General features: G+C 46.0%; 27 protein-coding genes. 14 read left to right on the top strand and 13 right to left on the bottom strand.

Going from position 1 to position 26,167, the window contains the following annotated elements:
• Positions 1 to 16: 16 nt before the first annotated feature.
• The 4 genes from AC6H1S_RS19120 to gltX form a co-directional block, all read right to left on the bottom strand.
• On the bottom strand, positions 17 to 1,138 hold the full coding sequence (locus AC6H1S_RS19120; protein WP_199137191.1) for an ATP-binding response regulator: 1,122 nt from the start codon (positions 1,136 to 1,138) through the stop codon (positions 17 to 19).
• 191 nt (positions 1,139 to 1,329) lie between these two features.
• Positions 1,330 to 2,160 carry a KPN_02809 family neutral zinc metallopeptidase gene (ypfJ, locus tag AC6H1S_RS19115; protein ID WP_199137193.1) on the bottom strand — a complete coding sequence of 277 codons (831 nt, stop codon included), beginning with the start codon at positions 2,158 to 2,160 and terminating at the stop codon, positions 1,330 to 1,332.
• 217 nt (positions 2,161 to 2,377) lie between these two features.
• Positions 2,378 to 2,575 carry a hypothetical protein gene (locus AC6H1S_RS19110; RefSeq protein WP_497564652.1) on the bottom strand — a complete coding sequence of 66 codons (198 nt, stop codon included), beginning with the start codon at positions 2,573 to 2,575 and terminating at the stop codon, positions 2,378 to 2,380.
• 84 nt (positions 2,576 to 2,659) lie between these two features.
• Positions 2,660 to 4,168, bottom strand: a complete 1,509-nt coding sequence (gene gltX / locus AC6H1S_RS19105; RefSeq protein WP_497564651.1) for a glutamate--tRNA ligase — start codon at positions 4,166 to 4,168, stop codon at positions 2,660 to 2,662.
• Positions 4,169 to 4,255: 87 nt separating this feature from the next.
• Here gltX and AC6H1S_RS19100 point away from each other — a divergent pair, with 87 nt between their 5' ends.
• Genes AC6H1S_RS19100 through AC6H1S_RS19090 form a run of 3 tightly spaced genes read left to right on the top strand, consistent with a single transcriptional unit; the run spans position 4,256 to position 6,370 of the window.
• On the top strand, positions 4,256 to 5,485 hold the full coding sequence (locus AC6H1S_RS19100; protein WP_199137199.1) for a sensor histidine kinase: 1,230 nt from the start codon (positions 4,256 to 4,258) through the stop codon (positions 5,483 to 5,485).
• Complete coding sequence (locus AC6H1S_RS19095) at positions 5,445 to 5,948, top strand: DinB family protein (RefSeq protein ID WP_497564650.1); 504 nt, start codon at positions 5,445 to 5,447, stop codon at positions 5,946 to 5,948. Before AC6H1S_RS19100 ends, AC6H1S_RS19095 begins: the two co-directional genes overlap by 41 nt.
• Positions 5,945 to 6,370 (top strand): hotdog fold thioesterase, encoded by a 426-nt coding sequence (locus AC6H1S_RS19090; RefSeq protein ID WP_497564649.1) that lies wholly within the window; start codon positions 5,945 to 5,947, stop codon positions 6,368 to 6,370. Before AC6H1S_RS19095 ends, AC6H1S_RS19090 begins: the two co-directional genes overlap by 4 nt.
• A 20-nt stretch (positions 6,371 to 6,390) precedes the next feature.
• Here the strand turns inward: AC6H1S_RS19090 and AC6H1S_RS19085 are convergent, their stop codons facing one another.
• Positions 6,391 to 7,464: a serine hydrolase domain-containing protein gene (locus AC6H1S_RS19085; protein WP_497564648.1), complete on the bottom strand. Its 1,074-nt coding sequence runs from the start codon at positions 7,462 to 7,464 to the stop codon at positions 6,391 to 6,393.
• A 72-nt stretch (positions 7,465 to 7,536) separates the two neighbouring features.
• Positions 7,537 to 7,893 carry a DUF6249 domain-containing protein gene (locus AC6H1S_RS19080; RefSeq protein ID WP_233165647.1) on the bottom strand — a complete coding sequence of 119 codons (357 nt, stop codon included), beginning with the start codon at positions 7,891 to 7,893 and terminating at the stop codon, positions 7,537 to 7,539.
• 129 nt (positions 7,894 to 8,022) lie between these two features.
• On the opposite strand from AC6H1S_RS19080, the gene AC6H1S_RS19075 reads away from it, so the two are divergent.
• From AC6H1S_RS19075 to AC6H1S_RS19060, 4 genes are all read left to right on the top strand, one after another.
• Positions 8,023 to 8,598, top strand: a complete 576-nt coding sequence (locus tag AC6H1S_RS19075; RefSeq protein WP_497564647.1) for a Crp/Fnr family transcriptional regulator — start codon at positions 8,023 to 8,025, stop codon at positions 8,596 to 8,598.
• Positions 8,599 to 8,775: 177 nt separating this feature from the next.
• Positions 8,776 to 9,102 carry a DMT family transporter gene (locus AC6H1S_RS19070; protein ID WP_199137209.1) on the top strand — a complete coding sequence of 109 codons (327 nt, stop codon included), beginning with the start codon at positions 8,776 to 8,778 and terminating at the stop codon, positions 9,100 to 9,102.
• Positions 9,103 to 9,159: 57 nt separating this feature from the next.
• A complete protein-coding gene (locus AC6H1S_RS19065; protein WP_497564646.1) occupies positions 9,160 to 9,741 on the top strand; it encodes an RNA polymerase sigma factor in 582 nt (193 codons plus the stop codon).
• Entirely contained in the window at positions 9,738 to 10,229 is a 492-nt protein-coding gene (locus tag AC6H1S_RS19060; protein ID WP_497564645.1) for an anti-sigma factor family protein, read from the top strand. The genes AC6H1S_RS19065 and AC6H1S_RS19060 overlap by 4 nt, the downstream gene beginning before the upstream one ends.
• Positions 10,230 to 10,263: 34 nt before the next feature.
• Here AC6H1S_RS19060 and AC6H1S_RS19055 read toward each other — a convergent pair whose 3' ends face one another.
• Genes AC6H1S_RS19055 through AC6H1S_RS19045 form a run of 3 tightly spaced genes read right to left on the bottom strand, consistent with a single transcriptional unit; the run spans position 10,264 to position 13,648 of the window.
• Positions 10,264 to 10,827, bottom strand: coding sequence for a DUF2911 domain-containing protein (locus AC6H1S_RS19055; RefSeq protein WP_199137215.1), 564 nt, complete (start codon positions 10,825 to 10,827; stop codon positions 10,264 to 10,266).
• A gap of 25 nt (positions 10,828 to 10,852) precedes the next feature.
• A complete protein-coding gene (locus AC6H1S_RS19050) occupies positions 10,853 to 11,035 on the bottom strand; it encodes a hypothetical protein (RefSeq protein WP_199137217.1) in 183 nt (60 codons plus the stop codon).
• A 39-nt stretch (positions 11,036 to 11,074) separates the two neighbouring features.
• Positions 11,075 to 13,648 carry a bifunctional glycoside hydrolase family 9 protein/polysaccharide deacetylase gene (locus AC6H1S_RS19045; protein WP_497564644.1) on the bottom strand — a complete coding sequence of 858 codons (2,574 nt, stop codon included), beginning with the start codon at positions 13,646 to 13,648 and terminating at the stop codon, positions 11,075 to 11,077.
• Between the two features lie 129 nt (positions 13,649 to 13,777).
• Here AC6H1S_RS19045 and AC6H1S_RS19040 point away from each other — a divergent pair, with 129 nt between their 5' ends.
• The 7 genes from AC6H1S_RS19040 to AC6H1S_RS19010 all read left to right on the top strand — a co-directional run bounded on the left by AC6H1S_RS19040 (position 13,778) and on the right by AC6H1S_RS19010 (position 22,121).
• Positions 13,778 to 14,410 carry a TetR/AcrR family transcriptional regulator gene (locus AC6H1S_RS19040; RefSeq protein ID WP_199137221.1) on the top strand — a complete coding sequence of 211 codons (633 nt, stop codon included), beginning with the start codon at positions 13,778 to 13,780 and terminating at the stop codon, positions 14,408 to 14,410.
• Positions 14,397 to 15,713 carry a TolC family protein gene (locus tag AC6H1S_RS19035; RefSeq protein ID WP_497564643.1) on the top strand — a complete coding sequence of 439 codons (1,317 nt, stop codon included), beginning with the start codon at positions 14,397 to 14,399 and terminating at the stop codon, positions 15,711 to 15,713. Before AC6H1S_RS19040 ends, AC6H1S_RS19035 begins: the two co-directional genes overlap by 14 nt.
• Positions 15,714 to 15,732: 19 nt before the next feature.
• Positions 15,733 to 16,770, top strand: coding sequence for an HlyD family secretion protein (locus AC6H1S_RS19030; RefSeq protein ID WP_199137225.1), 1,038 nt, complete (start codon positions 15,733 to 15,735; stop codon positions 16,768 to 16,770).
• Between the two features lie 11 nt (positions 16,771 to 16,781).
• Entirely contained in the window at positions 16,782 to 18,329 is a 1,548-nt protein-coding gene (locus tag AC6H1S_RS19025; protein ID WP_199137227.1) for a DHA2 family efflux MFS transporter permease subunit, read from the top strand.
• 227 nt (positions 18,330 to 18,556) lie between these two features.
• Positions 18,557 to 21,142 (top strand): phosphoenolpyruvate carboxylase, encoded by a 2,586-nt coding sequence (locus AC6H1S_RS19020; protein WP_497564642.1) that lies wholly within the window; start codon positions 18,557 to 18,559, stop codon positions 21,140 to 21,142.
• Between the two features lie 184 nt (positions 21,143 to 21,326).
• The gene (locus tag AC6H1S_RS19015) at positions 21,327 to 21,632 is read left to right on the top strand and encodes a hypothetical protein (RefSeq protein WP_199137231.1); all 306 of its coding nucleotides are present in this window, start codon (positions 21,327 to 21,329) and stop codon (positions 21,630 to 21,632) included.
• A gap of 36 nt (positions 21,633 to 21,668) precedes the next feature.
• Positions 21,669 to 22,121 (top strand): GNAT family N-acetyltransferase, encoded by a 453-nt coding sequence (locus AC6H1S_RS19010; RefSeq protein WP_497564641.1) that lies wholly within the window; start codon positions 21,669 to 21,671, stop codon positions 22,119 to 22,121.
• A gap of 198 nt (positions 22,122 to 22,319) precedes the next feature.
• On the opposite strand, the gene AC6H1S_RS19005 is transcribed toward AC6H1S_RS19010, so the two are convergent.
• The 4 genes from AC6H1S_RS19005 to AC6H1S_RS18990 form a co-directional block, all read right to left on the bottom strand.
• Complete coding sequence (locus AC6H1S_RS19005; RefSeq protein WP_497564640.1) at positions 22,320 to 22,568, bottom strand: DUF6952 family protein; 249 nt, start codon at positions 22,566 to 22,568, stop codon at positions 22,320 to 22,322.
• A gap of 6 nt (positions 22,569 to 22,574) precedes the next feature.
• The gene (locus AC6H1S_RS19000) at positions 22,575 to 22,883 is read right to left on the bottom strand and encodes a thioredoxin family protein (protein ID WP_497564639.1); all 309 of its coding nucleotides are present in this window, start codon (positions 22,881 to 22,883) and stop codon (positions 22,575 to 22,577) included.
• A gap of 15 nt (positions 22,884 to 22,898) precedes the next feature.
• Entirely contained in the window at positions 22,899 to 23,531 is a 633-nt protein-coding gene (locus AC6H1S_RS18995) for a peroxiredoxin (RefSeq protein WP_497564638.1), read from the bottom strand.
• A 233-nt stretch (positions 23,532 to 23,764) separates the two neighbouring features.
• Positions 23,765 to 26,161, bottom strand: a complete 2,397-nt coding sequence (locus AC6H1S_RS18990) for a S9 family peptidase (RefSeq protein WP_497564637.1) — start codon at positions 26,159 to 26,161, stop codon at positions 23,765 to 23,767.
• Positions 26,162 to 26,167: the final 6 nt, after the last annotated feature.

Below are 26,167 nucleotides of genomic sequence, written 5' to 3'. Positions count from 1 at the left end.
AATAGTAGTTTTAGCATTAAACTTCGGTTGTTGAATCGACAGGTATGATAAAGTAAAACTCTGATCCCGCTCCATAGGTGCTGTTCACGCCCACTTTTCCGCCATGGCGCCTGATAATTTCGGCCGAAATGTAAAGGCCGATGCCCAAGCCTTGAAAGCGCTGCGAGGTTTCTTCTACCCGGTAAAACTTATCGAAAACGTGGGGCAGCTGCTCGGGCGAAATGCCAATGCCCGAGTCTTTGACGGCTACATAAAGCGATCCTTCGTTTACATTTACCGTTAAATGGATCTCGCTGGTTCCGGGCGAATATTTGATGGCGTTGGTAAGAAAATTGACCAGCACCTGCTCAATACGCATCTCGTCGCCATAGATTTCGCAACTTGCACTTCCCTTTTTGTGCACCTTAAACTCTGGGTTCGATTGGTGCATGACTTCAATCACGTTGTCGATGAGGCAATCGATGGCAAAATGCTGCTTATTGAACTTGAGCTTGCCACTTTCGATTTTAGAAATATCTAAAAGGTCGGCAATAAGGCCATTGAGCTTTTCGAGCTGTACCTGAGCCTTGCCCAAATGCTTTTTAACGGTTTCGATATCGCCTTTGTTTACGCTGCGCTCTAAAAGCTGTACATAGCCTTTTACGCTGGTAAGGGGCGTTTTGAGTTCGTGACTGGCAATGCTGATGAATTCGTCTTTTTTGCGTTCGGCCTCTTTCCTGAACTCGATTTCTTCGAGCAGCGATTCCTGCATTTCGTTCAGCTTCCTGCTCTGCTCGTAAATACGGTAAAAGGTTTTTACCTTGAGCAGCAACAGGTTCATATCAACCGGTTTGGTAATGTAATCTAGCCCTCCAGAAGAGTAGCCTTTGGCAATAAATTTGAACTCGGTATTCACGGCCGACAAGAAAATAATGGCAGTTTCTTTGGCCTTGCTGTAGCCCGATATAGCCTCTGCCACTTCGAAACCATCCATACCTGGCATCTGCACGTCTAAAATAATGAGCACATAAGAGTTTTTGAGGACTTTTTTAAGTGCTTCTTCGCCAGATGAAGCGGTATCGATTTCAAAATGGTGTTTTTCCAGAACCTTTTTTAAAGAAATCAGGTTCTCTGGCGTATCGTCGACAATAAGGATCATTCCCAAAAATAGTTAAAGCTTGGCAACATTTGTTATGGTATGGTATTGATTTTTTAAGAAGACCAATACGAATAAAAGAGAACAAAAAACAAATGAGATTTGTTTGGATGGATTTGTAAAATATTTTGTCGGCCATCCTTTAACCTATGCGAATTGTTTTTTAGCCTTAACAGATGCCCCGTTTGCAGGTTTTACAGGTTGGGCGAATTAAAGGTATCGCCCTGTTTCATATCGCCGGTATCAAAGCCTTTTTTAAACCAGTACATCCTTTGTGCCGATGTACCATGGGTAAAAGCATCGGGGACCACTTCGCCCTGGGCCTGTTTTTGGAGCTTGTCGTCGCCAATGGCGTTGGCCGCGGTCAAGGCTTCTTCCAAATCGCCGGGATCTAAGCGAAAATCTTTCAGGTTTTGGGCGTGATGTGCCCAAAGGCCGGCGTAAAAATCAGCCTGCAGCTCTAGCTTAACCGAGAGTTTGTTGTATTCTACTTCGCTCAGTCTTCTTCTGGCCTGCTCCATTTGAGCCGACACGCCCAATAAGTTCTGAACGTGATGGCCAACTTCGTGCGCAATGACATAAGCCTGGGCAAAATCGCCAGCCGCGCCGAAACGGTTTTTCAGTTCGTCGTAAAAAGAAAGATCGATGTATACTTTATGATCGCCTGGGCAATAAAACGGGCCCACAGCTGCCGTGGCTCCGCCACAAGCAGATTGCACGGCCCCATCAAACAGCTTGAGCTTCGGATATTCGTATTGCAAACCCATGGCAGCAAATTCCTGATCCCAAACCTGCTCGGTCGATTCCAAAACGCCTTTCACGAATTTCTTCTGTGGGTCGTCAGCCTTTCCTGTTTGTTCTGTAGGTGTTGTTGCGGGCATCTGGCTTACCAGCCCCGTTAAATCCTTGCCAAATAGCAAACCCAGGATTACAATAACAATCCCCACGCCGCCACCCAAGGCTACACGGCCGCCACCGCCTCTACCATCTTCAACATTATCGCTTCCTTTACCGAACCACTGCATAATTTCTGTTTTAGGTTAAAAAAATAATGAAACAATTTTGATACCAATTTACTGATTATATCTATATCTCAAATACAGTTAGCCTCAGCGATGCAGATTTTAAAAGACCGCCTTTCCAACGGCCTATTTAAAGTTCAGTTTTTGTAGCTGTGGCTAACAATACATAACAAAAACGGCCCCAACCTCAGTTAGCGCCGTTCCGTTCATTTTTAGCGGTTTAATCGACCAGTTTGATTCCAAATCGGCCACCCCAAGGATCACCAATGGTCATTGCGGTCCACCTGTCCATTTCCATGTTTTTTGATCCTTGCCCAGTCCATTTCATGCCGCCCATAATTTTGCGCTGCTCTTCTTTAGTCAAAGCGGTTAGGTTGCTGGCCAGCTTTTCGAATTTATCGTCTTTGCTTTTCATCATTTTAGGGTTTAAGTGGTTAAACATATACCCTTACCTAACAATCGATCGGCGTTTTAAGTTTTAGGCGAAAGTATTCTACACAGTTTAACTAAATGCTTCCACGCCTAGCGCTATTCTTTTTTGTGTTTCGGCTTTGCCCAATACGTTGGCGATATCAAATACGCCCGGACCAAACTTACCTCCTACCAGCATGATGCGCAAAGGCAGCATCAGTTCGCCGGGTTTAAATCCCTTACTTTCGGCCAGGCCCTTAAATTGGGCCTCCCAATCTGTAGCTGTGGCCCCGTCTTGTAGCCCTGCAGCAAACTCTTGGAAAAATTCGCCTTTTGCTGCCGACCATTTTGGTTTTACCGATGCCACATCATACGCAGCTGGAATTGCAAAAAAGTATGCGGCCTGCGAAGCAAAATCGCCCAAAAGCGTACAACGGTCTTTCACCATATCGATCACTTTAAGCAGATAAGCATTGTCAGCCACCTCAATGCCCAAGCTTTGCAAGTCGGTTTTAACGCTTGGCGCCAAAACTTCGGCACTGGCGGTTTTGATCCACTCGTGGTTATACCATTTGGCTTTCTCGAAATCGAATTTGGCCCCGGCTTTGCTGATCCTGTCTATCGAAAACGAAGCAATCAGTTCGCCGAGCGTAAAAATTTCCTTGTCGGTGCCATCATTCCAGCCCAACATCGCCAAGAGGTTGACGAAGGCTTCGGGCATGAAACCCATTTCCTTAAATCCCTTGGTTACATCGCCGGTTTTTGGATCGGTCCAGTTCATGGCATATACCGGAAAGCCGAGGCGGTCGCCATCGCGCTTGCTCAGTTTGCCATTGCCATCGGGTTTTAAAATCAATGGCAGGTGCGCCCACTGTGGCATACTGTCTTTCCAGCCCAGGTATTCCCACAGTAGAATATGGATCGGCGCCGAAGGCAGCCATTCTTCGCCCCTAAAAGCGTGGCTTATTTCCATGGCCTTGTCGTCAACAACTACAGCCAAATGATAGGTAGGCATGCCGTCGGCTTTCAATAGTACCTTATCGTCGACCAAATTGGTATCAAAGCTCACTACGCCACGAATCATGTCGTTAAAAGACACCTGTTCGTTGGCCGGCATTTTAATGCGGATGGTATGTGGCGTGCCGCTGGCCAGCAACTCGCTGGTTTCGGTTTGCGAGAGCGTTAGCGAATTGCGCATTTGCATACGGGTTTGCTGACCATACAAAAAGTTAGGTTGCGCACTGCGCTTTTCGTTAAGTTCTTCGGGTGTATCGAAAGCATAATAGGCATAGCCGCTGGCCACCAATTGCTCGGCATACTGCCTGTAGCTGGGCTTGCGCTCGCTTTGGCGGTAAGGTCCAAAAGCGCCGGGGTTCTGCGGACTTTCATCGGGCGTTAGGCCACACCAGTTGAGGCAGTTGACGATGTATTCTTCGGCGCCCTCTACAAAACGGGTCTGATCGGTGTCTTCAACGCGCAGGATGAAGCTGCCATTGTGCTTTTTAGCAAACAAATAATTAAATAAAGCTGTGCGTACGCCACCCAAGTGCAAGCCACCTGTTGGGCTTGGTGCAAATCTTACTCTAACTTTCTTTTCCATTACAGCGCAAAGATATATTTTTTAGTCCGTTTACGTTTCTGTAGGTATATTTTTGATTGCTATTTTGTAATTTGCCTCCACTCCCATATGAACCCGTATCAAAAAAAGCGCCGCTGGAAATTGTTTCTCCTTATTTTTGCCATTGTAATTGGCGGAGCCTCTGTGGTTTATTCGAATTTTTTCGTGAAGAAAATGGAGCGCGAAGAAGCGGCACAGTTCCAATTGCGGCTCAAGGTACTCGAACAGCAGATGCGGGTATACGAAAACGAGCGGCTGACCGGCATTTTTGAAACCATCAAGAAAAACAATACCATGGACATCATCATTACCAAAACCGATGGTTCCATTTACCTTTGGTATGGCCTTGATACCACCAAAACCCTCTATCCGGATATCAAAACCAAGGAATACGATTCGCTTTACTTTGCCAAGCAGTTGGCTAAAATGAAGCGGCAGCACAAGCCTGCCATGATGAAAGACCCCGACGATACGCCCCTGATTGCATATTACAAGGACTCCTTTATCTTAACCCAGCTCAGGTATTTCCCTTATATCCAGCTAGGCGTAATCTTTCTCTTTCTATTAACAGCCTACGTGGCTTTTAGCTCGGCCCGCCGAGCCGAACAAGACCAGGTTTGGGTAGGTTTGGCCAAAGAAACCGCCCACCAACTGGGCACGCCCATTTCTTCGCTCATGGCCTGGGTTGAGCTCATCAAATCGAAATTTGACGCCGAAGACGATGCCCTGATTGCCGAAATGGAAAACGATATCCACCGGCTGGAGATTGTGACCGACCGTTTCTCTAAAATTGGCTCGAAACCCATCCTCGAAGACCATATCGTGTATATCGTTATTCAGAATTTTGTGGATTATTTCAAGATCCGCACTTCCGATAAGATCAACTTTGCGGTTATCGGCGATAAACAGGTAAGGGCCATGCTCAGCATCCCCTTGTTTGACTGGGTGATTGAAAACCTGCTCAAAAATGCCGCTAACGCCATCGAAAACGAAGGCAACATTACCATTAACATTATCGAAAACCTGGCTAAGGAGGAAGTGTTTATCGATGTAACCGATACCGGCCGGGGCATTCAGCGCTCGAGGTTCGACACCGTTTTCCAGCCGGGCTATACCACCCGCAAAAGGGGCTGGGGCTTGGGCCTTTCGCTAACCAAGAGGATCATCGAAAACTACCACCGCGGACAGATTTTTGTAAAGGAATCGGAACTGGGCAAGGGCACCACATTCAGGATTGTATTAAAAAGCAGCATAACTTATGAACCGACCACAAACACAGGAATACCCCGAGTGGTATGACAAATACATCAGCCTGGTAGCGGGAGATGTAATCGAGATTTTGGAAAAACAAGTAACCGAATTTTCAGACTTCATCAACAGTTTGGTGGGCAAAGGCGATTATGCTTATGCGCCAGGCAAATGGACCATCAAAGAGCTTATTGGCCACATTATCGATACCGAACGCATCATGGTGTTTAGGCTGTTGTGCTTTGCCAGAGGCGAAAAAGCGAGCATTCCCGGTTTTGACGAAGACGAGTACGTAGCCGCCGCACATTTTAACGACCGCAGCTTGCTGAGCCTTTCGGAAGAGTTTTCGCTCTTGCGAAAATCAAACCTCTACCTCATTAAATCCCTCAACGACGAAGAACTGGCCAAATCGGGCACTTCTAATGGCAACAGCATGACGGTAAAGGCTTTTGTTTATGTTTTGGCTGGCCATATCATGCACCACGTTAACGTCATTAAAGAACGCTACCTATGATCTGGTTTAAGGAATTTACGCCAGCCATGCTCAACGATAGGCCCAAAAACCATATCGGGGCCTTGTTGGGCATCGAGTTTACGGCAGTTGGCGATGATTACATTGAAGCAACCATGCCTGTTGACGAGCGCACACATCAGCCCGCAGGCATTTTGCACGGAGGCGCATCGGTAGTACTGGCCGAGACCTTGGGCAGCATTGCTTCGTACATGTGCATTGACCCACAGCAACAGATTGCCGTTGGTTTAGAGGTCAATGCCAATCACCTGCGTCCGGTAAGTTCGGGACTCGTCAAAGGCATTTGCAAGCCCCTGCATATCGGTGGCAAGACCCACATTTGGGAAATCAAGATGTACAACGACAAAGGAAAAATGAATTGTGTGAGCCGCTTAACGGTAGCCATTTTGCCAAAGCCGTTGTAGTAAAATTATTTAGATCCAAATTACAGGCCATTGGCCAAAACCAATGCCGCAATATCCCTGGTTACCTGTGTTGGCGAGTTGCATTCGCAATTGCTTAAGCCGATGACATAGATATCTTTGCTTGGCACATAAACGCCCATGGTTTTGAAACCGAAAACGCTGCCTCCATGCTCTCTGGTAGGCGTTCCATTTATAGCTTTCAAATGCCAGCCATAGCCATAGGCAAATTCTTCGCCATTGTTCAGTTTGTATTTGGAAAAAGCCAGATTAGCGGTACTGGCATTGAGCAACAGGTTTTGGCGCAGCGCATTTTGCCACAGCAACATATCGTCTACGGTAGACATCAGGGCACCCGACGAGAAAGGGATGCTGAAGCTGATCGTTGGTTTATTGAGGTACGTTGCCCCTTTTTTGCGATAGCCATAAGCTCTTTTGTTAATTACAGCAACATCGCTCGCGTAGCGCGAATGGCTCATGCCCGCCTTGTCGAAAATATGCTTTTGGATATAATTTTCGTAGGTTTCGCCCGAAATCAATTCGATGATATAACCCAAAACCACATAGCCCGAGTTGTTGTAGTCGAATTGCGCGCCGGGTGCGAAATCAATGGGTTCGTTTTTAAAGAAATCGACCATTTCCTTGGGCGACAAGTCTTTTTGCGCAATGCTATTTAGCGATTTCATTTTGGTAAAATCCTTAATCCCCGACGTATGCGTCAGCAATTGGTGGATGGTTATTTTATCGCCATCGGGATAATCGGGAATATATGCCGAAATAGGTACGTTGAGCTTCAACTTTCCCTGTTCGGCCAGCTGCAGGATGGCTACTGCAGTAAATTGCTTGGTCATTGAGCCCAGCTGAAACACATTATCGGGCGTTAAATCAACTCCCAGTTCTACATTGGCCTTGCCAAATGCCTTCCGGTAAATAGGCTTTCCGTTTTTAGCCACCAGCAAAGCAACCCCTGGACCGTTTTTATCTTGGAAAACGCTGGCCAGCAAGCTGTCTATTTGTGTTTCTAGCTTTTGCGCCGGCGCCAGCAGCGGGATGAATGCCATCAACAGCAACACCCAGATTAGTTTAAAATATCTCATGTTTGGGATAGTGGTTTACAAAAAAGTCCGATAATTGTTTTGATTATCGGACTCTCCATTTTAAGTTTTCGGTTATTTCTGCTCGTCGAGCCATTTCTTTTCAATGGCATAGGAAACAATCAGGCCCAAGCCGCCAAAGATGCCAAGACAGCCAAAATAAATGGCTACGGCCTGTCCTTCTTCGTTGTGGTTCATATTGCCGCTAAACATGCCTCTCGACAAGAACAAGGCAACAATCAGCCCAATGCCTAAGCCCACCAGCAACAACCCGAATTTTAAGCTCAAAAAGGGCTTTGGTGTAGCTTTGTGAATGCCTGGATCGATGCCACGCTCAATCATGGCCATTTTTTCCTTGTTAGAAAAATACCTGATGCCGAATACCATTGCAAAGGCACCTAAAAAAAGTGATATTGGGATTAACTCTTCCATAATTTTATTTCTTTATTCGATTTATAATCTTTTAATTCTTGAACCGTGTTCTGCATACTATGACAACATCCTTTTTTTTTAGGTTACACCCTTAGCGAAAAAATTTTCATCATTTGTTATCTTTAGCCAATGCAAGCCGAATTAGCGCCAATTACAGCCAAGATAAACAGCATCTATCCTTTGCCCCAGGCAGAGCTGCAGCTGCTTATCAATTCGCTAGAGCGTGTAACCTATCCTAAAAACCAGCTGATTATTTGCACCACCAAAGTAGAAAACCACCTCTATTTTATTGCCAAAGGCATCGCGCGCGCCTATTGCCATACCGAAAATCAACAAGTTACCTTTTGGTTTGGCCAAGAAACAGACCTGATTCTTTCATACCATAGTTACATTAACCAGCAGCCGGGCTACGAAAACATAGAGCTGCTCGAAAATGGCATATTGTACCGCATTTCAGACCAGGCTTTGCAAAAGCTTTACCAAAACCATATCAATTTGGCCAATTGGGGCCGCAAGTTTGTAGAGCTGGAACTGATCAAGACCGAAGAAAGGCTCATCAACCGCCAATTCAAGTCGGCTGCCGAAAGATACCAGGAGCTGCTGGCGCAAAGCCCAAGCCTGCTTAAGCGTGTTTCGCTTAAGCACATTGCTTCCTACTTGGGTGTTACGCAGGTTACCCTAAGCCGGATCAGGGCCGAGCGGTGAGTGATGGTTGCGGGACTCGAGTTATGGGTTATGGGTTACGGGTTATGGGTTATGGGTTATGGGTTACAAGCCAAGTTAACTGAAAACGGCTAACCGAAACCTGTCAATTGAATTATTTAACATTTGTTAAAGGATGCCCGTTTGGAGATGCCGACCTTTGTCAAAAAAAAATACACAATGAGTTGGTTCTATTTAATTATTGCTGGCCTGTTAGAGATCGGCTTTACGACCTGTTTAAAATTATCAGACAATTTTACTAACCTGAAATGGGGCGCAGGCTTTTTGGTTTGCGCAGTAATGAGCTTTGTTTTTTTGAACAAGGCAACCGTAACCCTGCCTATGGGTACGGCCTACGCGGTATGGACGGGCATTGGCGCCATCGGTACCGTATTGGTGGGCATTATCTTTTTTAAGGAATCTTATAGCTTCTGGCGCATCTTCTTTTTAACTACCCTCATCATTTCTATTTTGGGCCTTAAGTTTTTTGCTGAAGCCAAAGCCTAATATTTTTGTAAATTGCTGTAACCTGTCGGCAAAACATCGCGTCATAGCCGATAACGTATGCAGCAAAAGGAAACAGATTTAGCTTTAATCAATGCCGTTCTGGCGGGTAACACCTCGGTTTATGCCGATTTGGTGAAACGCCATCAGCGCTTTGTGTTTACCTTGGCGCTGCGTTTTGCCAAGAACAGGGAAGATGCTGAAGAAATTGCGCAAGACTGTTTTGTAAAAGCCTATAAGGCACTGGGTACGTTTAAGCAAGATTCGAAGTTTACGACTTGGCTGTATACCATTACCTACACTACCGCCATGACCTTTTTGCGCAAGAAAAGACTGGCAACCAGTTCGATCAACGACGAAGAACAAGCATTTCAGGTGGCCAATAGCGATGCCAGTTTCGATGCCAATCTGGTTGAAAAGAAGTCGAGCTATGTGTACCTGAACCAGGCCATCGACTTGTTGCTGCCCGACGATGCCGCCATTATTACCTTGTTTTATAAAGGCGAGCAGAGCTTGGAGGAAATTGGCCAGACCCTGCACATGGAAGCCAACACCATTAAGGTTAAGCTGCACCGCGCCAGACAAAGGCTAAAGGAAAAATTACAACATTTGTTAAAAGACGAAGTTAAAGAGCTGATATGAATACAATAGAAGAACAACTTTGGAACTACATCGACAATAACTGCACGACCGAAGAACGCGCAACTGTTGAAGCCAGGCTGGCCTTGGACAAAACCTACCAGCAAGTTTATCAGGAATTGTTGGCTGTACACCACGAATTGGGCATGATGGAATTAGACGAGCCCTCAATGTCTTTTACGCGCAACGTGATGGAACAGGTAAAACTTGAGCCTAGGCCCATCGCCTTAAAAACTAAGGTAGACCAGCGTATCATCGGCTTTATCGGGGCATTTTTTGTGCTCTCTATTTTAGCCGTATTTGTACTGGCCATTGCCAACAGCAAAACAAGCTTTGATTTCACCTTGCCCAAGTTCAACTGGAATCTCGGTGCCGGCAAACTGGCCAACCCCACCGTCTTAAACGTATTCCTTTTGGTTGATCTGGTGCTGGCTTTGATTTATATCGACAGCCTGCTCAGGAAAAAAAGGACACAAAAAAAGGGAGTTTAAGCTCCCTTTTTTTATCGATTCCTATTTAGAAATTTTATTTTTTGAATAAGATAGGCAAGCTTACCTGCGTAGTGTCCCAAGCCATAATCAGGTTGGCACCGTCGGTACGATCGGTAAATGTCATCGAAAAAACCTCTAAAGGCTTCTCTAGTTTGGCTATCGGTACCTCTACCCTTACCACGTCTTTGCCTTGGTCGTAGGTAAAAGCACCCCACCTATCCGTTTGTTTGTTTACAATAATGGTCCATTTGTCTTTGCTCGGAATAGCGAAAAGGCTATAACGGCCTTTTTTTACCTTCTTGGTGCCAATGGTTACGTTCTTATCGAAATAGATTTCGGTGTTTTCATTGGCGCCCAAGCGCCAAACCTTGTCAAACTGCTCTAAGATGCCGAAAATCTCTCTTCCTTTTTTCTGCGGGCGAGAATAAAGTACCTTGATCACAGGCATCGAATCATCTTTAACCTTGGTGGCATTTAACGGATAGTAGAGCGCATCCATCGGACTATCGTCTGGTTTCGGAAACTTAATCGCTGCTTCCTGCGCATTTGCTGCAAAACCGAACAATGCCAGGCATAGGCATAAACTCCATTTTTTCATACTCATTGGTTTTTTTTGCGGAAGACTAGTATTCGCGTCCTTTTACAATTTTATTCAGGAATAAACCTGCGAAAATCAGGCCTAAGATGCCACCTAAAAGGATCCAGCCCAAGCTAGTGGTTACGGCAATTACAGCCAACATACCGGTTAATAAACCTAAAACGTAGTAAACCCACTCAAAACTGTTTTTATTTTCTTCTGTGCTCATTTTGCTATTATGATTTGCGCCAAAGGTAAATATTTTATTTTAAAATTTTTGCGCTGTTTGTGGCTCCGTTCTTAATAAATCGTTGACCCTGACCATTTCATAACCTTGTTTTTTGAGGTATTTAATCAAGTTGGGCAACTGGTTATAGAATTTGTCTTTTCTTCTCGGATCAGTTCCGATATGCAACAATAGCATAAAGCCGTTCAATCCGTTGGCCTGTTTTTGGTCGTAATCTACAATAGATTGGTAAATTTCCTCGCTGCTCCGGTAGGATTTGCCCATTTCGGGATAGGTATAATCGGCATTAGAACGGGTTCCGGGCGTAAAGTTGACTAATTGCAGGCCCATTTCGCTGGTCCAGTTGGTAATGGTTTCATTGTACCACTCGTAGGGAGGCAAAAAGAAAAGCGCTTCTTTCTTTGCGATCCCGAATTTCGCCATGGCGCTGTAATTGGCCATCAAATCAGCTTTAAACTGGGGTTTACCAACTAATAGGCTATCTCTTTTGTTCCAGTCGTTGTACAGCAAGTGTTCGTTAGAATGAGCACCCAAGTAATGTCCACCTGCTTTGAGTTTCGTAATAAGTGGCGCAAAAGCCGGGTTGCGGTAAAACCTGCCCGTCAGAAAGAAAGAGCCCTTAACCTTGTTTTGCGCCAGCGTTTGGGCAATGCTTTGGCCTCCGTCGGCAAATTCATCGCCGGTAAAAACCAATGCCAATTTCTTTTGGGCGCTGTTGCCTCGAATAATAGCTCCATAAGATTTGGCAACCTTCGGTTTTGCGACTTCGGCCTTCGAATCGAAAGCGGCCAGCAGGTAAACCAAGGACGCCGTGCCATCCATGGTAGGTTCGTTGGTACTGTAGTCGCCATAATCGTCGTGGTAGACGGCCAAATCGCTCTGAAACTCGGCATATTCGTCAGGCTCACCCAGTTGTATGCCAATCAGGCTTTTATAGATATTGGTATAAACCGGGCCGTCTACCAGGCCGCCATCAATCGGATATTGTTTAAGGTGGGTAAAGGCCGAATGCGGATCAACGGGCGTATCGCCCCAGCTGGGCAAACCATATACCATGCTTGTTCCCCAGGGATTGCAGCCCAACAGCCAGTCGAAATTAGCCTGCTCCAATGCCGAAAAGCTCGAATCGCCACTCAATTCCCTATACCAAAAACACTGCATGGCAAAAGCCACGGTCAGGTTGTTGCTGCACCAGATAAAAGGCACGCCCCGGTAAAAGGCGTTTTGCCTGGCCCTGTTCCATACCTGCTCAATGCCTTGTTTGTAATAACCGATAAGCTGCTGCTTGTTACGTCCGCTACTTTGCTTGGCTAATTCATAATGCCCAATGTTTATAAAAGGGTACCATTGGTAATGCTTGGCGGTATCGGCTTTGAGCCAAGGCGTAACGGGTTCTTGTTTGGCATAAAAAAAGGCCGAATCTAGCGTGCCTTTGCCCTGCTTGGGCCTGTATAGATCGGCAACTTCAGGTTGGGGTTTCAACATGGCCAAGGCCAATTCCATATCGTCAACCCAATTGTCTTCGGCGTAAATGTAGGGCGATTTTACAGAAACCGTTTGGGTTACGCCCTTTTTGCGCAAGGCAAACTGGTAAGCGCTGTTCGACTTGGCATGAAGCAATGCTGAAAAATTGATATTCAAAGGATAAAAAACCTGGCTACCCAGCGCAAAGGCACTGGCAAATTTGGCTGCCGTAGAACTGGTACCGGTAGTATTATTCATGAACTTGCCCCTTTGTTGAGGTTCGCCGTCAATAAAATACAATGGGCGTTCAAATCCTTTCCCATATTGGCTGTCTTCCTTGGGGATGCGCATGGTGAGGTGGTCGCGGTCGTCGGCCAGCTGGTTAAACATCACCTGGGCCGAAGGGTGCATTTTCAATAGCCAGTCGAGTCCCCATTTCGCTTCATCGAGCACATCGGGCAAGCCGTTTTTGCCATCCAAACCATTGGCCTGTTTCTCATCGCCAAAAGCCTGCGGAAAATCGCGATAAGCCATCAGCAGATGGTAGGTGGCATTAGCCGAAGTAGTCGAATACTGCAGGTAATCGCTGGCATCGTGCCAACCGCCCGAGGCATCAACATGCGTACTGTCTTTGATTCCGGCCTTGGCGCCGTAAAGCGCAAAGCCATCGTGTGTGTGGCAGCTGTCTCTTAAAAAAGGATTGAAACCGCTCCGTTGCTGGCGCAGGTAGCGCAGAGCGAAATCGGCCGTGTGCCGATACACCTCGTTATTGATGATTACCGTAGGCGAAACGATCGTTCCTACCCTGATCAAATAGCGCCCCGGCGTTTTAAAATCCGAAAAATCAAGCCGTGCTGTACTGGAAAATGGACCATAGGCGCCAAATTTGGCAATTTTGGCAGATGAAAAAACCACTTGGCCACTCCGCTCGTCAAGCAATTCGAAACCATTAGGCGGCAACTGTTCCTTGCTGGCCCAAACAGCTACTTTGACTGCATTGGGCAAATAGCCCAGCAAATTGATGCGCACCCAGGTCTTGGGGTCGTCTTTTGTTGCTTTTTTACCGCTAAACGAAAGCAGCAACAAGCCAACCGTCGTTAAAAAGAACAATAGGATAATTTTTTTTCTCATCGCAAAACCCTGTTTTATGCATGGGCAGGGCATTAAAGGTAATGAATTATCATCCATTTGTAAAACAGGAGCAAGTAGATTTGGAAATTAATCAATCGATTGATTAATTTTGCTGCGTCAAAACAAGAAATGGAAAAAACAGATAAAAGAACTGATATCCTGAGGGCGGCCGAAAAGCTATTTGCCGAGTTTGGCTACGAGGGGACTTCCACCCGTCAGATCTCGAAGGAATCGGGCGCCAATATGGCGATGATCAATTACTATTTTGGTAGTAAGGAGGGGGTTTTCTTGGAAATTATGGAAGATCGGATTTCTGGTTTCAAATCGCAGCTCAATTTGATTGCCGAAGAGCAGATACCGGCCAAGGAAAAACTGCTGAAAGTGGTAGAACAATACACCCACCGTATTTTTTCTAATGTGTGCTTTCATAAAATGATGCACAGAGAACTGTCGCTCACGCAACGCCCCGAAATGTTTACGCAGATCAAGGAGGCGATGGCACAAAACCTGAACGTGATCGAATCCATCATCAGCAGCGGCATCAAAGAAGGCCATTTTAGACCGGTAGACGTGCGCATGAGCATTGTCAGCATCATGGGCACCATCAGCATGGCGGCTACATCGCCCAACAAAGTAAATCCGGATATAGATTTCGACATCAAAAACGACGAACAAAGAGCCCAACTTGAAAAGAGATTGGTAAACCATTTAAAAGATCTCATCATTACCCATTTAACAATCCCAAAAAATGATAAACAATAAATTCAAAATCCTGATTGCGACGTTACTACTACCCGCGGCTTTACAGGCGCAATCGCTCAGAAAGCTCAGTTTGCAGGAGGCTATCGATCTAGGCGTAGCCAATAGCAAAAACCTGAAGCTGGCGCAAAACAAAATAGACGAATCCGTGGCTAAACTGGCGATCATTAAAGACAATTCGCTGCCTACGGCTACGGCCAGCTTTTTGTATAACCACGCCGAAATCCCGACCAATACCCTCAGCATTGGGGGCGGCAACCCCATCCATTTGCCTAACCGGGCCGATGCCTTTGTAGGTACCGCAGCCGTACAAGAATTGGTTTATGGCGGTGGCAAGTACAAATTGGCGCAAGAATCGACCAAGCTTTTAACCGAGGTGGCCAAATTGGATGCCGATAAAAGCAAGGAAGAAATCAGCTACGCGGTGATCAACACCTATTTTTCGCTGTACAAGGTGATGCAGAGCAAAAAAGTAGTGGCCCAAAACCTAGAAGCCATTGCCAGTCAGCTGAAACAGGCCCAACGCTTTTTTGAGCAGGGCATTGTAACCAAAAACGATGTGTTGAGGTTCCAGTTGCAACAAGCCAACGTCTCTTTAACCGATATGGAAATTGAGAACAACCGCAAAATCATCAACTACAACCTCGATATTCTGCTAGGCTTACCCGAAGATACCGAGATTGCCTTGGGCGAAACCGAACTGCCTTTGCAAAACGTAGAACCTTTGTCAAGCTACATCAGCTTGGCCATGGCCAACCGCCAGGAACTGCAGCAACTAGACCTGCAAAACAAAGTAGCTGGCGTGAATATCAAATCGATCAAAGCCAATACATTGCCAACCGTTGGCGTAGGTGCCAATCTGTATTACATTAACCCGAGCGGCAAATTTATTCCGCCAGCAGAGCAGTATATCATGCCGGTTACCGTTGGCGCTACCATTTCGTGGAATGTAGCTTCGTTGTGGACCAACAAGAACAAAATATCGGAGGCCAAAATCCAGCAACAGGAAATCGGCATACAGAAAGATATTTTGAGCGATAACGTGAAAACAGAGTTGAACAAAAACTACCAGAACTATAAACTGGCCGTTCAGAGGATCGGCGTGTTGGAAACTTCTATTGCCCAAGCTACCGAAAACGACAGGTTACTGGAATCGAAGTACAAAAACAACATTGCTTCGGCTACCGACAGGATCGATGCCGAAACCTTGCTTTACCAAGCCAAAATCAACCTCGAATTGGCCAAGGCCGATGCCCGTTTGGCTTATTATACCTTATTAAAATCAACAGGAAAAATTTCTCAATAAAATCTTAACCCAACAAATAATGACAACACCGAAAAAAAAGAAAAACAAAGTTATTCCCATTATACTTGGCGTACTGATCTTGATTGGTGCCATATTCGGAATTAACGAATACCTGTATTTCAGCAAACACGTGGATACAGACGACGCCCAAATTGATGGCGATATCAGTCCGGTGGTAGCCCGCGTTGGCGGCTATGTAAAGGACATCAACTTTGAAGAAAACACAAAAGTTAGCCAAGACCAGGTTTTGGTTACCTTAGACGACCGCGATTACAAAATCAAGGTAGAGCAAGCCGAAGCTGGCCAGGTTGGTGCCCATGCAGGTGTTGGCGTATCGCAGGCGCAAATTGTAGCCACCCAAGCCAATACCAGTACGGCCAAGGCCAATATAGAAGCCGCCAGGGTAAAACTGGCACTAGCCCAAAAAGACTACGACCGTTATGCCAATCTGATTAAAGATGGCTCGATTACGCAACAGGCTTTTGACCAGGCTAAAGCATCGAAAGAAACCGCACAAGCGGCCTATACCGCTGCCGTAGACCAGTACAACGCCGCCGTTAAGCAAGTGGGAACTACCCAATCGCAATTGAGCGTAAGCAGCTCGGGTGTTACCCAACGCCAATCTGATGTAGATTTTGCCAAACTGCAATTGTCGTACACTCAAATCAAAGCGCCAGCTACGGGTATCGTTTCTAAAAAGAATGTGCAAAAAGGCCAGTTGGTACAAGCCGGACAGTCGCTGTTTGCCATCGTTAACGAAAACAGCCTGTACGTAACCGCCAACTTTAAAGAAACCCAGCTAGAAAAGCTGCACTCGGGCCTAAAAGTTAAAATCGTTGTGGATGCTTATCCGAAAGACGAGATTGAAGGCGAGGTATACAATTTTGCCCCAATTACAGGCGCAAAGGGATCGCTTTTGCCTCCAGATAATGCGACCGGCAACTTCGTAAAAGTGGTACAAAGGGTACCTGTAAAAATCAAAATCCAAACCAAAGACAAAGCAATTTTAGAAAAACTGCGCCCAGGCATGAGCGTTAAAGTTTCTGTGTCTATTTAAAAAATCATCAGATGCCTGAAGTAGGTTTAAAAAAATGGGTAATTACATTTACCGTGATCACGGCTTCCTTGCTGGAGCTGATTGATACCACGATTGTAAACGTAGCCATACCCCAAATACAGGGTAACCTGGGCGCGACGCTTGAAGATGTGGCCTGGTTATCTACAGGATACGCTGTTGCGAACGTTATCGTACTGCCCATGTCGGGTTGGCTGGGCAGCCGCTTTGGCCGAAAAAATTATTTCCTCACCTCGATTATTGTTTTTACCATTGCTTCTTTCCTCTGCGGCAACGCAACCTCGTTAGAAGAACTGGTGCTTTTCCGTATCCTGCAGGGCTTGGCCGGCGGGGGTTTGATTTCTACCGCACAGGCTATTCTTTTAGAAACCTGGCCTAGAGAAGACGTGGGTATTGCCACGGCCTTGTTTGGCTTGGGCGCCGTTGTGGGTCCAACCGTAGGTCCAACCATTGGGGGCTATATTTTAGAGGTAAGCGACTGGCCTTGGATCTTTTACGTAAACATTCCCGTCGGCATACTGGCCGCCTATTGTACGTACACCTTTGTCAAGGCTACGCCTAAAGACGGTAAAGGCCTTCCGGTCGACTGGTGGGGCATTGCCTTGCTGGCTATTGCGGTAGGCAGTTTGCAAACCGTACTGGAAAAAGGCGAGAGCGAAGATTGGTTTGCCACCCCTTATATCATCGTATTAAGCGTTACTTCCGTACTGGGGCTGCTCTTGTTCATTTGGCGCGAACTGAGTACGAGCCATCCGATCGTGAACTTTAAGATTATGCGGCACCGAAGCTTTTCTATCGGCATGTTCACGTCCTTTATTTTGGGTTTTGGTCTGTACGGTTCGGTATTCGTGTTTCCGGTGTTCTGCCAAAACTTGTTGGGCTTCTCGCCACTCCAAACCGGCGAGCTTTTGTTTCCGGGTGGTTTGTGTACCATTGCCATGATGCCTTTTATCGGTATGTTCCTCAAAAAGGGGATTCCGGCACAGTTCATGGCTACCATCGGCATGTTCCTGTTCTTCGTTTTCTGCGATATGTTAAGCAAATCGACCTTGTCATCGGGAACCGGACAATTCTTCCTGCCCTTGGTGATCAGGGGTATCGGCATGGCCTTGTTGTTTGTGCCTTTAACCACTTTGGCCATCCAGGATTTGAAAGGTCCTGAAATTGGACAAGGTTCTGGTTTGAACAACATGATGCGTCAATTGGGTGGTTCGTTCGGTATTGCCGCGCTAACCACTTTGATCCATACCCGTCAAGGTTTCCACCGAAATAACCTTTTAACCAACGTCAACGAATACAATCCTGCCTTTACCGATCGCCTCAATGGCTTGATCCATACCTTTATGGCTAAAGGCGCGAGCTTTTTAGATGCCAAATTAATGGCCATGAAAGCCATCGAAGGTGCCGTTGTTAAACAAACGTTGCTGTTAACCTACAGCGATGCCTATTGGGTAGCTGGCATGATCCTTTTATGTTCAATTCCTTTACTGTACCTGCAGAAGTTCAAAAAGAACGTAGAAGTGCCTACAGATGCCCATTAATAAACAAAGCCGGTCGATTGACCGGCTTTGTTTTTCCCAAAAAATTAACAATTAATTACAAAATTTTTCTTGCGAGAAATCTTGCTGATACTTTTAAAAGATTTGATTAACCTTTAATAAGATACAAGGTACGGATTTTTTACATAAGTCCAAAATTTATCCTGGTCATCTTTTTCTGATTTCCGATTTTTTTTGTTCATAAGGTCTAATATGCGTACCTTTTCAGCATGCAAGCACTTCAACCTACCAGTCAGCGCGAAACAATTTTTAACAACGAAGTTATTTCCCGCTTCGAATTATACAATAGTTTATTCCTTACCCTTCCTTTTTATAAAGTAAAAGATACGGGCACCTTATTGCCCTTGTTTATCAAAAGTTGCGAAGATGGCGTAAAAAACCACGAAACGCCACAAAAGCTTATCGAAGAGTTCTTTGCCAAGTATACGCCCAACACCAATCCTCAGGACATCATCGACCTGCTGTTCAGGTTTATCCAGTACATAGAGCGTCAGGTTGTGCTTTTTGATGCTGTGGAAGACGCTTCTTTCAACAAGCTCAACGTAGCCGACGAGCAGACTTCCTTAAGGGCGCTGTTCCTCAAAGCCAATGACGATAAAAAACTGCACCGCAAGGTTGACCACCTGATTGAAGAATTTTCGCTGCGCCTGGTGCTTACCGCCCACCCTACCCAGTTCTATCCGGGCAGTGTGCTGGCCATTATCAACGACCTGACTACCGCCATCAGAAGCAACGATATCAGCACCATTAACCAGTTGTTGCAACAGTTGGGCAAAACGCCGTTTTTTAACAAGAAATCGCCAACCCCTGTTGATGAGGCCCTGAGCCTCGCCTGGTATCTCGAGAACGTGTTTTACTTTGCCGCCGCCAATATCCAGGCGGGCTTGAACCAGCTGTTGAGCGAATACCATATCGATCCCAAAAAAGTAATCGAACTGGGCTTTTGGCCAGGTGGCGACAGAGACGGCAACCCTAACGTGCACCCCGAAACTACTTTGCAGGTTTCGCGTATGCTGCGCCAAATCCTGTTCCGTTGCTATTACCGCGATTTCAGAAACCTGAAACGCCGCATCACTTTTAGGGGCGTTGAAGACCATATTGCCACCCTGCACGATGTGCTGTACAAAAACGCTTTCGACAGCAATATTGAGCTGAAAGATATTTCGCCATTCATTATCGAAAACCTCAACAAGATTAAACAAACCCTGGTTAGTGACCACGGTGGCTTGTTTAGCGATTTGGTTGACGATTTGCTGCGCAAGGTAGAACTGTACCGAAGCCATTTTGCCTCGCTCGACATCAGGCAAGACAGCCGCATCCTGCGCAAGGTACACGCCTATTGCCGCGAGCAAAAGCCCATTAATTCTTTGTTCAGCAAAGATTACGACCAACTGCCCGAAGCTGAAAAACTAAAGGCGCTTACTTTTAAAAATGCCAAGATCATTTACAGCGGCCAGCAAGACAACCTGATTGAAGATACCCTGCAAACGATTGCCCAGTTGCAACAGATGCAGGCCGAGAACGGCGAAGAGGCCTGCCATCGTTTCATTATCAGCAATTGCCAACAGGCCAGCGACATTTTGCAGCTGATGGAACTGTTTTTATGGAATGGCTGGGAAGCCGAAACGCTGACTATTGATTTTGTGCCTTTGTTCGAAACCGTAAACGATTTGGCCGGCGCCGGCGAGATTATGGAGGCGCTTTATACACACCCTTTTTACCTACAGCACCTAAAACGTCGCGGAGGCAAGCAAGATATCATGCTCGGTTTCTCTGATAGCACCAAAGATGGCGGTTATTTAATGGCCAATTGGTCAATCTTTAAAGCCAAAGTGGCCTTAACCAAGGTATCAGAAGAACATAACATTAAATTGGCTTTTTTCGATGGCCGTGGAGGTCCGCCTGCACGTGGCGGAGGCAAAACCCATCGCTTTTATGCCTCAATGGGCAAGGAAATTGCCAACAAGAACATCCAGCTGACCATACAGGGGCAAACCATCAGTTCCCAGTATGGCTCGGTAGACAGCGCCGCCTTTAACATCGAGCAGCTCATCAATGCGGGCATCTCGTCGGGTGTAAAAGAAAAGCACAACGTATTGCTAGATAAAGCCAACTACAACATTTTAGACAGCATGGCCAAAGACAGCTACGATGCCTTTTTGGCTTTGCGCCAGCATCCTTTGTTTTTGCCTTACCTCGAAACCCTATCGCCGTTGAGCTTGCTGTCTAAAATCACCATCAGCAGCAGACCTGTCAAAAGAAATGGCGGCGAAGCCCTCAAACTCGACGATTTAAGGGCTATCAGCTTCGTAACTTCCTGGAGCCAGCTGAAACAGAACATCCCGGGATTTTATGGCGTGGGAACGGCTTTGAAAAACCAAGAAGATGCCGGTAACTGGGAACAGGTCAAAAACACTTATCAGGAATCGGGCTATTTCAAAACAATTGTCGACAACTGTATGATGTCTATGAGCAAATCTGATTTTGCCATTACCGCCTATCTGGCCAAAGACAAAAAATTCGGTGAATTTTGGAAGGTATTGCACAACGAATTCGAATTGAGCAAGAAAATGCTCCTCAAACTTTCGGGCCACCATGCCTTGATGGAGAATTATCCCGTTGAGAAGCGTTCTATTGCCATTAGAGAGAAGATTATACTGCCCTTGGTGCTGATCCAGCATTTTGCCCTAGAGAAGCTCCAGCACGACCTAAACGACGAAAAAAGACAAGCCTACGAAAAGCTGGCCATCCGTACGGTTTATGGTATTGTAAATGCAGGACGGAATTTGGCCTAATTTGAGGTGGATGTAGGGAAGGCCGAGGGCGGGAAGGTCTATAAAGAAAAACACCAACAATTAAAGCCAACATGGCGAAGCCTTCAAGACTTCGTAAACGCCCTAGTGCAAGTTTCAACAACAAAGCAAACCGTAACAATAAGTTAGTAAATTTATCTTATAGTTAACCTAAAACTATAAACTGATGAAACCCTACAAATTTTTGATCGCCGTTGTGCTATTGCTTTTATGCCTAACCGATATTGCCTGGTGGTTTACGATTACCGATCGAGAGATAAGCTATGAAGCGATGCAGGCCTCTTATCTTTCTATTTTTCCGCCATTTTTACAAAGCCTCTCCTTACTTACCTGGCTCATGATAGCCTTCCTGGTTATCGCAGCTGTGTTTTTTATGCAGTCGAGAAAAGAGAAAGGCCTAAAACTCGTAGCCAATGGCGGCATGATCTTGAGCTTTATCCTGGCCTTTTGGCAATTGTTTTCGCTCATGTAGCTTTAAGCCCGTATCTTTATGGGACAAGCCTAAACCATGGAACTGAACTGGACCTATAAAAATTTTGACGACTTAAGCGTCGCCGAACTATATGCCATTTTACAACTGCGAAGTGAAGTTTTTGTGGTTGAACAAAATTGCGTTTACCTCGACCTTGACAACAAGGATAAAAAATCAATCCATTTAATGGCTTGGCAGGACGATGATTTGGTAGCTTACACGCGTTTGGTGCCTCCCGGTGTTTCTTTTGCCGAAGCCAGCATTGGCCGGGTAGTTACTTCGCCACGCCATAGGGGCACGGGCATTGGCATCGAGCTGATGCAAAAAAGCATTGCGCATTGCCTAGCCACTTACCAAACCCAAAGCATCAAAATCGGCGCACAGCTTTATCTTCAAAAATTCTACACCAACCTGGGCTTTGTACAAAGCAGCGAGCCATACGATGAAGATGGCATTCCACATATTGAAATGATACTTTCAATGGCTTAACCTGTTCGATCAACATTTACAGCGTTTTTAAACGATGTAACCTCCATCACCGTTAAAATCCCTGGCATTTTGTTGGTATTCTTCGCCAACGGTTTAAATAGCCCTCTGCTTGTTGGTGATGAACACCAATCTGTACGGCGCGCATAAAAAAGGTCCAATCCTCACGGATCGGACCTTTACGGGACAATACAAAAATCTTTATTTGTCTATAGATCCCATTACACGTTGTGCAAAGGCATTTAGGGCATCTTTTTCGGCCATGCCTCCTTTTACCTGTGCATGTACATCGAGTGCGCCACAAATATTGGTGATCAGTTCGCCCGCCACATCAATCTCTGCTTCGTGTACGCCCCTAAACTCGCAGAAAGCTTCTAGTACTTCTAGGGTAGCCTCCAACTGTTCAGGGCTGCTGCTTTGAAACAGCTGTCTTATCACTGGAACTTTCATCTCTTCTTATTTTATCTTGTCGAACAACTCGGTTAAAACTTCCGCTTTATTGGTTTGTACCTGCCCTACCAAAGCTCCGCCATCAAAGGCTGCGAAAGTTGGCAAGTTATCTACATTGGCCAATTTGCGCGATTCTGGTAGTTTTTCAGCATCAACAATCAAAAAAGCAACGTCTTCGTTTTCGGCCGCCAATTTTTTAAACTTAGGTTTCATGATCCTGCAGTTGCCGCACCAAGACGCCGCATACTGAACCATCACCTTTTTGTTGTCGGCTACGTATTGCTGCAAATTATCTTCTGTTAATTCTAAAAACATGTGATCTGATTTAAATTAGTTAGCGCTTAAGTACTCGGCTACGCCAGTTCTGTTGGCGTTCATGGCTTGCTTGCCTTCTTCCCAGTTTGCCGGACAAACCTCGCCGTGTTTTTGTACGTGGCTATAAGCATCGATCAAACGAAGATACTCTCTAACGTTTCTGCCCAATGGCATATCGTTTACGCTTTCGTGGAATACTTTACCAGTTTCGTCGATCAGGTAAGTAGCTCTGTAAGTTACGTTCGAACCTGAATAGGTTTCGTTGCCTTCCTCATCGTACTCTACCTCTTGATCTAAAATACCCAAGATGTTGGCCAAATGCCTGTGGGTATCGGCCAAAAGCGGATAAGTTACGCCTTCGATACCGCCATTGTCTTTTGCGGTATTTAACCAGGCAAAGTGCACTTCGTTGGTGTCGCATGAAGCGCCAACTACCATGGTGTTTCTGCTTTCGAACTCAGGCAAAGCTGCTTGGAAAGCATGTAGTTCTGTAGGGCAAACAAAAGTAAAATCTTTAGGATACCAGAATAATAAAATCTTGGTTTGTTTATTTACCGCTTCTTCAAATAAGTTGATCTTTAAATCGTCTCCCATTTCTGAGATCGCATCGATACTAACGCTCGGGAATTTTTTACCTACTATTGCCATAATTTTTGGTTTTTTCTAAAATTTGATGGCGCAAAGGTACGGCTATTCGGCTTCAAAAACAACCAAGTTCGGCTTATTGTACATCTATAATATTGATGGCCATATAGAGAGAAACTATATGGCCATCATAACAAATTAGAGCATGTCTATTTTTTCAAAATGCCATTTGAAGCACAAACAATCTATCGGCATTTTCTTCCCCTGCCTATTCCAAACGAGACAGAAGGTGAGGATTATTTCTTCAACGTGCTTTCAAACAGCTTGAAAATACGTTTGTATTCGTCGGTCCAGCTGCTCGGCTCAACAAAGCCATGATCTTCTACCGGATAAACCGCCAGCTCCCAATTGTCTTTACCCAACTCGATCAGGCGTTGGCTCAGGCGAACAATATCCTGAAAATGTACGTTTACATCAACCATGCCATGCAGCATTACCAAATCGCCTTTCAATTTATCAGCGTAGTAAATCGGCGAGCTGCGCTTGTAGGCCTCCGGATCGTTGAAAGGTTCGTTCAGGATGTTTGCGGTATAACCATGGTTGTAATGCGCCCAGTCTGTAACCGAACGCAAGGCCGCTCCTGCCGAGAAAACCTCCGGTTCCTTAAACATGCCCATTAAGGTGATGAAACCTCCGTACGAGCCTCCGTACAGGCCTACATGCTTAGGATTGACGCCATACTTCTCTACCAGCATCTTCACGCCGTCTACCTGGTCGGTTAAATCCTTGCCGCCCATGTTGCGGTAAATACCCGTGCGGTGATCACGGCCATAGCCCGAACTTGCGGTATAATCGATATCAATTACCGTATAGCCATTATCGGCCAACAGGTTATTGAACATGTATTCGCGGAAATATTGGCTCCACCAGTAATGCACGTTCTGTAAATAACCTGCGCCATGCACAAATACCACTGCTGGCTTGTTAGGATGCGGATTGGTGGCTGGATACACCCTGGCATACACGTCGGCACCATAACGGTTCTTAAACGAAACCAGATCTGGCTGGCGCCATTTGTAGCTGTCGAATTCGGCACTTGTTGATTTGGTGATCTGTACCGCCTTGGCGCCTGGTTTGTTTGGCTGGATGTACAGTTCCCAAGGCTTGTCCATGTACGAATAGTTGATGGCAATCCATTTTTCATCAGGCGACATGGTAATCTCGTTGCCACCTTTCATCGAGGTAAGCTGCACCAAATCGCCACCATTTACGCTCAGCTTATAGAAATGGGTAATGCCCGGGTGTTCTTTGTTGGCTGTGATGTAAAAAGTGGTTTTATCTTTCGAAAGGTCAACGCGCTGCACTTCCCACTTGCCAGAAGTGAGCTGCTTTTTCTCGCCCGTGGCCACGTTGAATGTATACAGGTGCGAATAGCCCGTCGCTTCGCTTTGGAAATAGAAGCGGTTGTTGTCTATCCATTGGATGCCGCGGCCTATGCCTGGCCCGCCGATCCAGGCTTCGTCGCGCTGACGATCAATGATGCTCACGCTACCGGTGGCGGCATCGAGTTTCAAAATCCAAAGGTCTTTGTTGTCTTGCGCATCGGCCACAATAACTGCGGTAGAACCTGTTTCGTTCCAGATTGGCGCGCTCAAACTCACTTTACGGTCTTCGTTCTTTTTGGTGCGCTCCTCCAGTTCTTTAGGATAATCCTTTACATAATCAGGTAAATCTTTAATGCCTGGTATTTGAGCGGTTTTTACCGTATAAACACTGTCTTTATCGGTGTTGTAGATAAAAGTTTCCGATACATTAAGATTTTCGCCCACCTTGGTGCGCCCCGGAATATCTTCGGTATAGCCCGAAGCAGTAACATAGTTGGGCACAATGGTGTTGTGGTTGGTGGTTGGCGTAGTTAGGCGATAACTTACGTATTTGCCATCGGGACTTACCACAATGGCCGAAAGGAATTTATCTTCTAAGTAAACTGGTTTCATAACGCGCTGGCTGGCATCGGCACCACCAAAAGCACGACGTGGCCCGCCTCCGTTAAGCCCTCCCCTTGGGCCTTGCTTGTTTCTTTTTTTGATGATGTCGAACAAATCGGTCTGCTCGTTTCTGAGCCAGGTATCCTGAACACTTGGTGCCGTACTACCTGGTGTGCTACCCGGTGCACCCGGCCCCGGCCTTTTGCCTTTTACAAAATTGGTAAGCTGCTTCAGTTCGTTTGTTGCCATGTTGAGCTGGAACATATTGTCGCCACGCTGAAACACCACATCGTTGTTGTACAGAAAACGGGCGCCATTTTCACGCTCTACCGTGTTGGTCAGCCTCGATTCCTTTTTGGTTTTGAAGTTATAGAAATAGATGTCGCCACCCTTTTCAGACAAGCCCAGCGACTTGTCTTTGTTGTAGGCATAATTGGTCTCGGCCGCTTTTTCGGCCGCGTTGTCTTCGGTAGGCTCTGGCTTGTTGGTTAATACGCTGACCTTATAAGACTGGTCTTTTTCCTTGTTTTCGGGGTTCCAGCTAAAGAAAACGGTTTTGCTATCGGCCGACCAGCGGTAATTGCTGGGCGAAGTGCCCATCCATTTAGGATCGCGCATGATTTTTTGCACGGTTAACGGCGCCAATTGCTGTGCCTGTGCGATGGCCGCGCCCGATAGTAAAAAGAATACGAAGTACTTTTTCATTTTTAT

The sequence above is a fragment of the Pedobacter sp. TM02 genome, from assembly GCF_059705275.1.
This window is presented reverse-complemented; position numbering and strand designations above follow the sequence as displayed.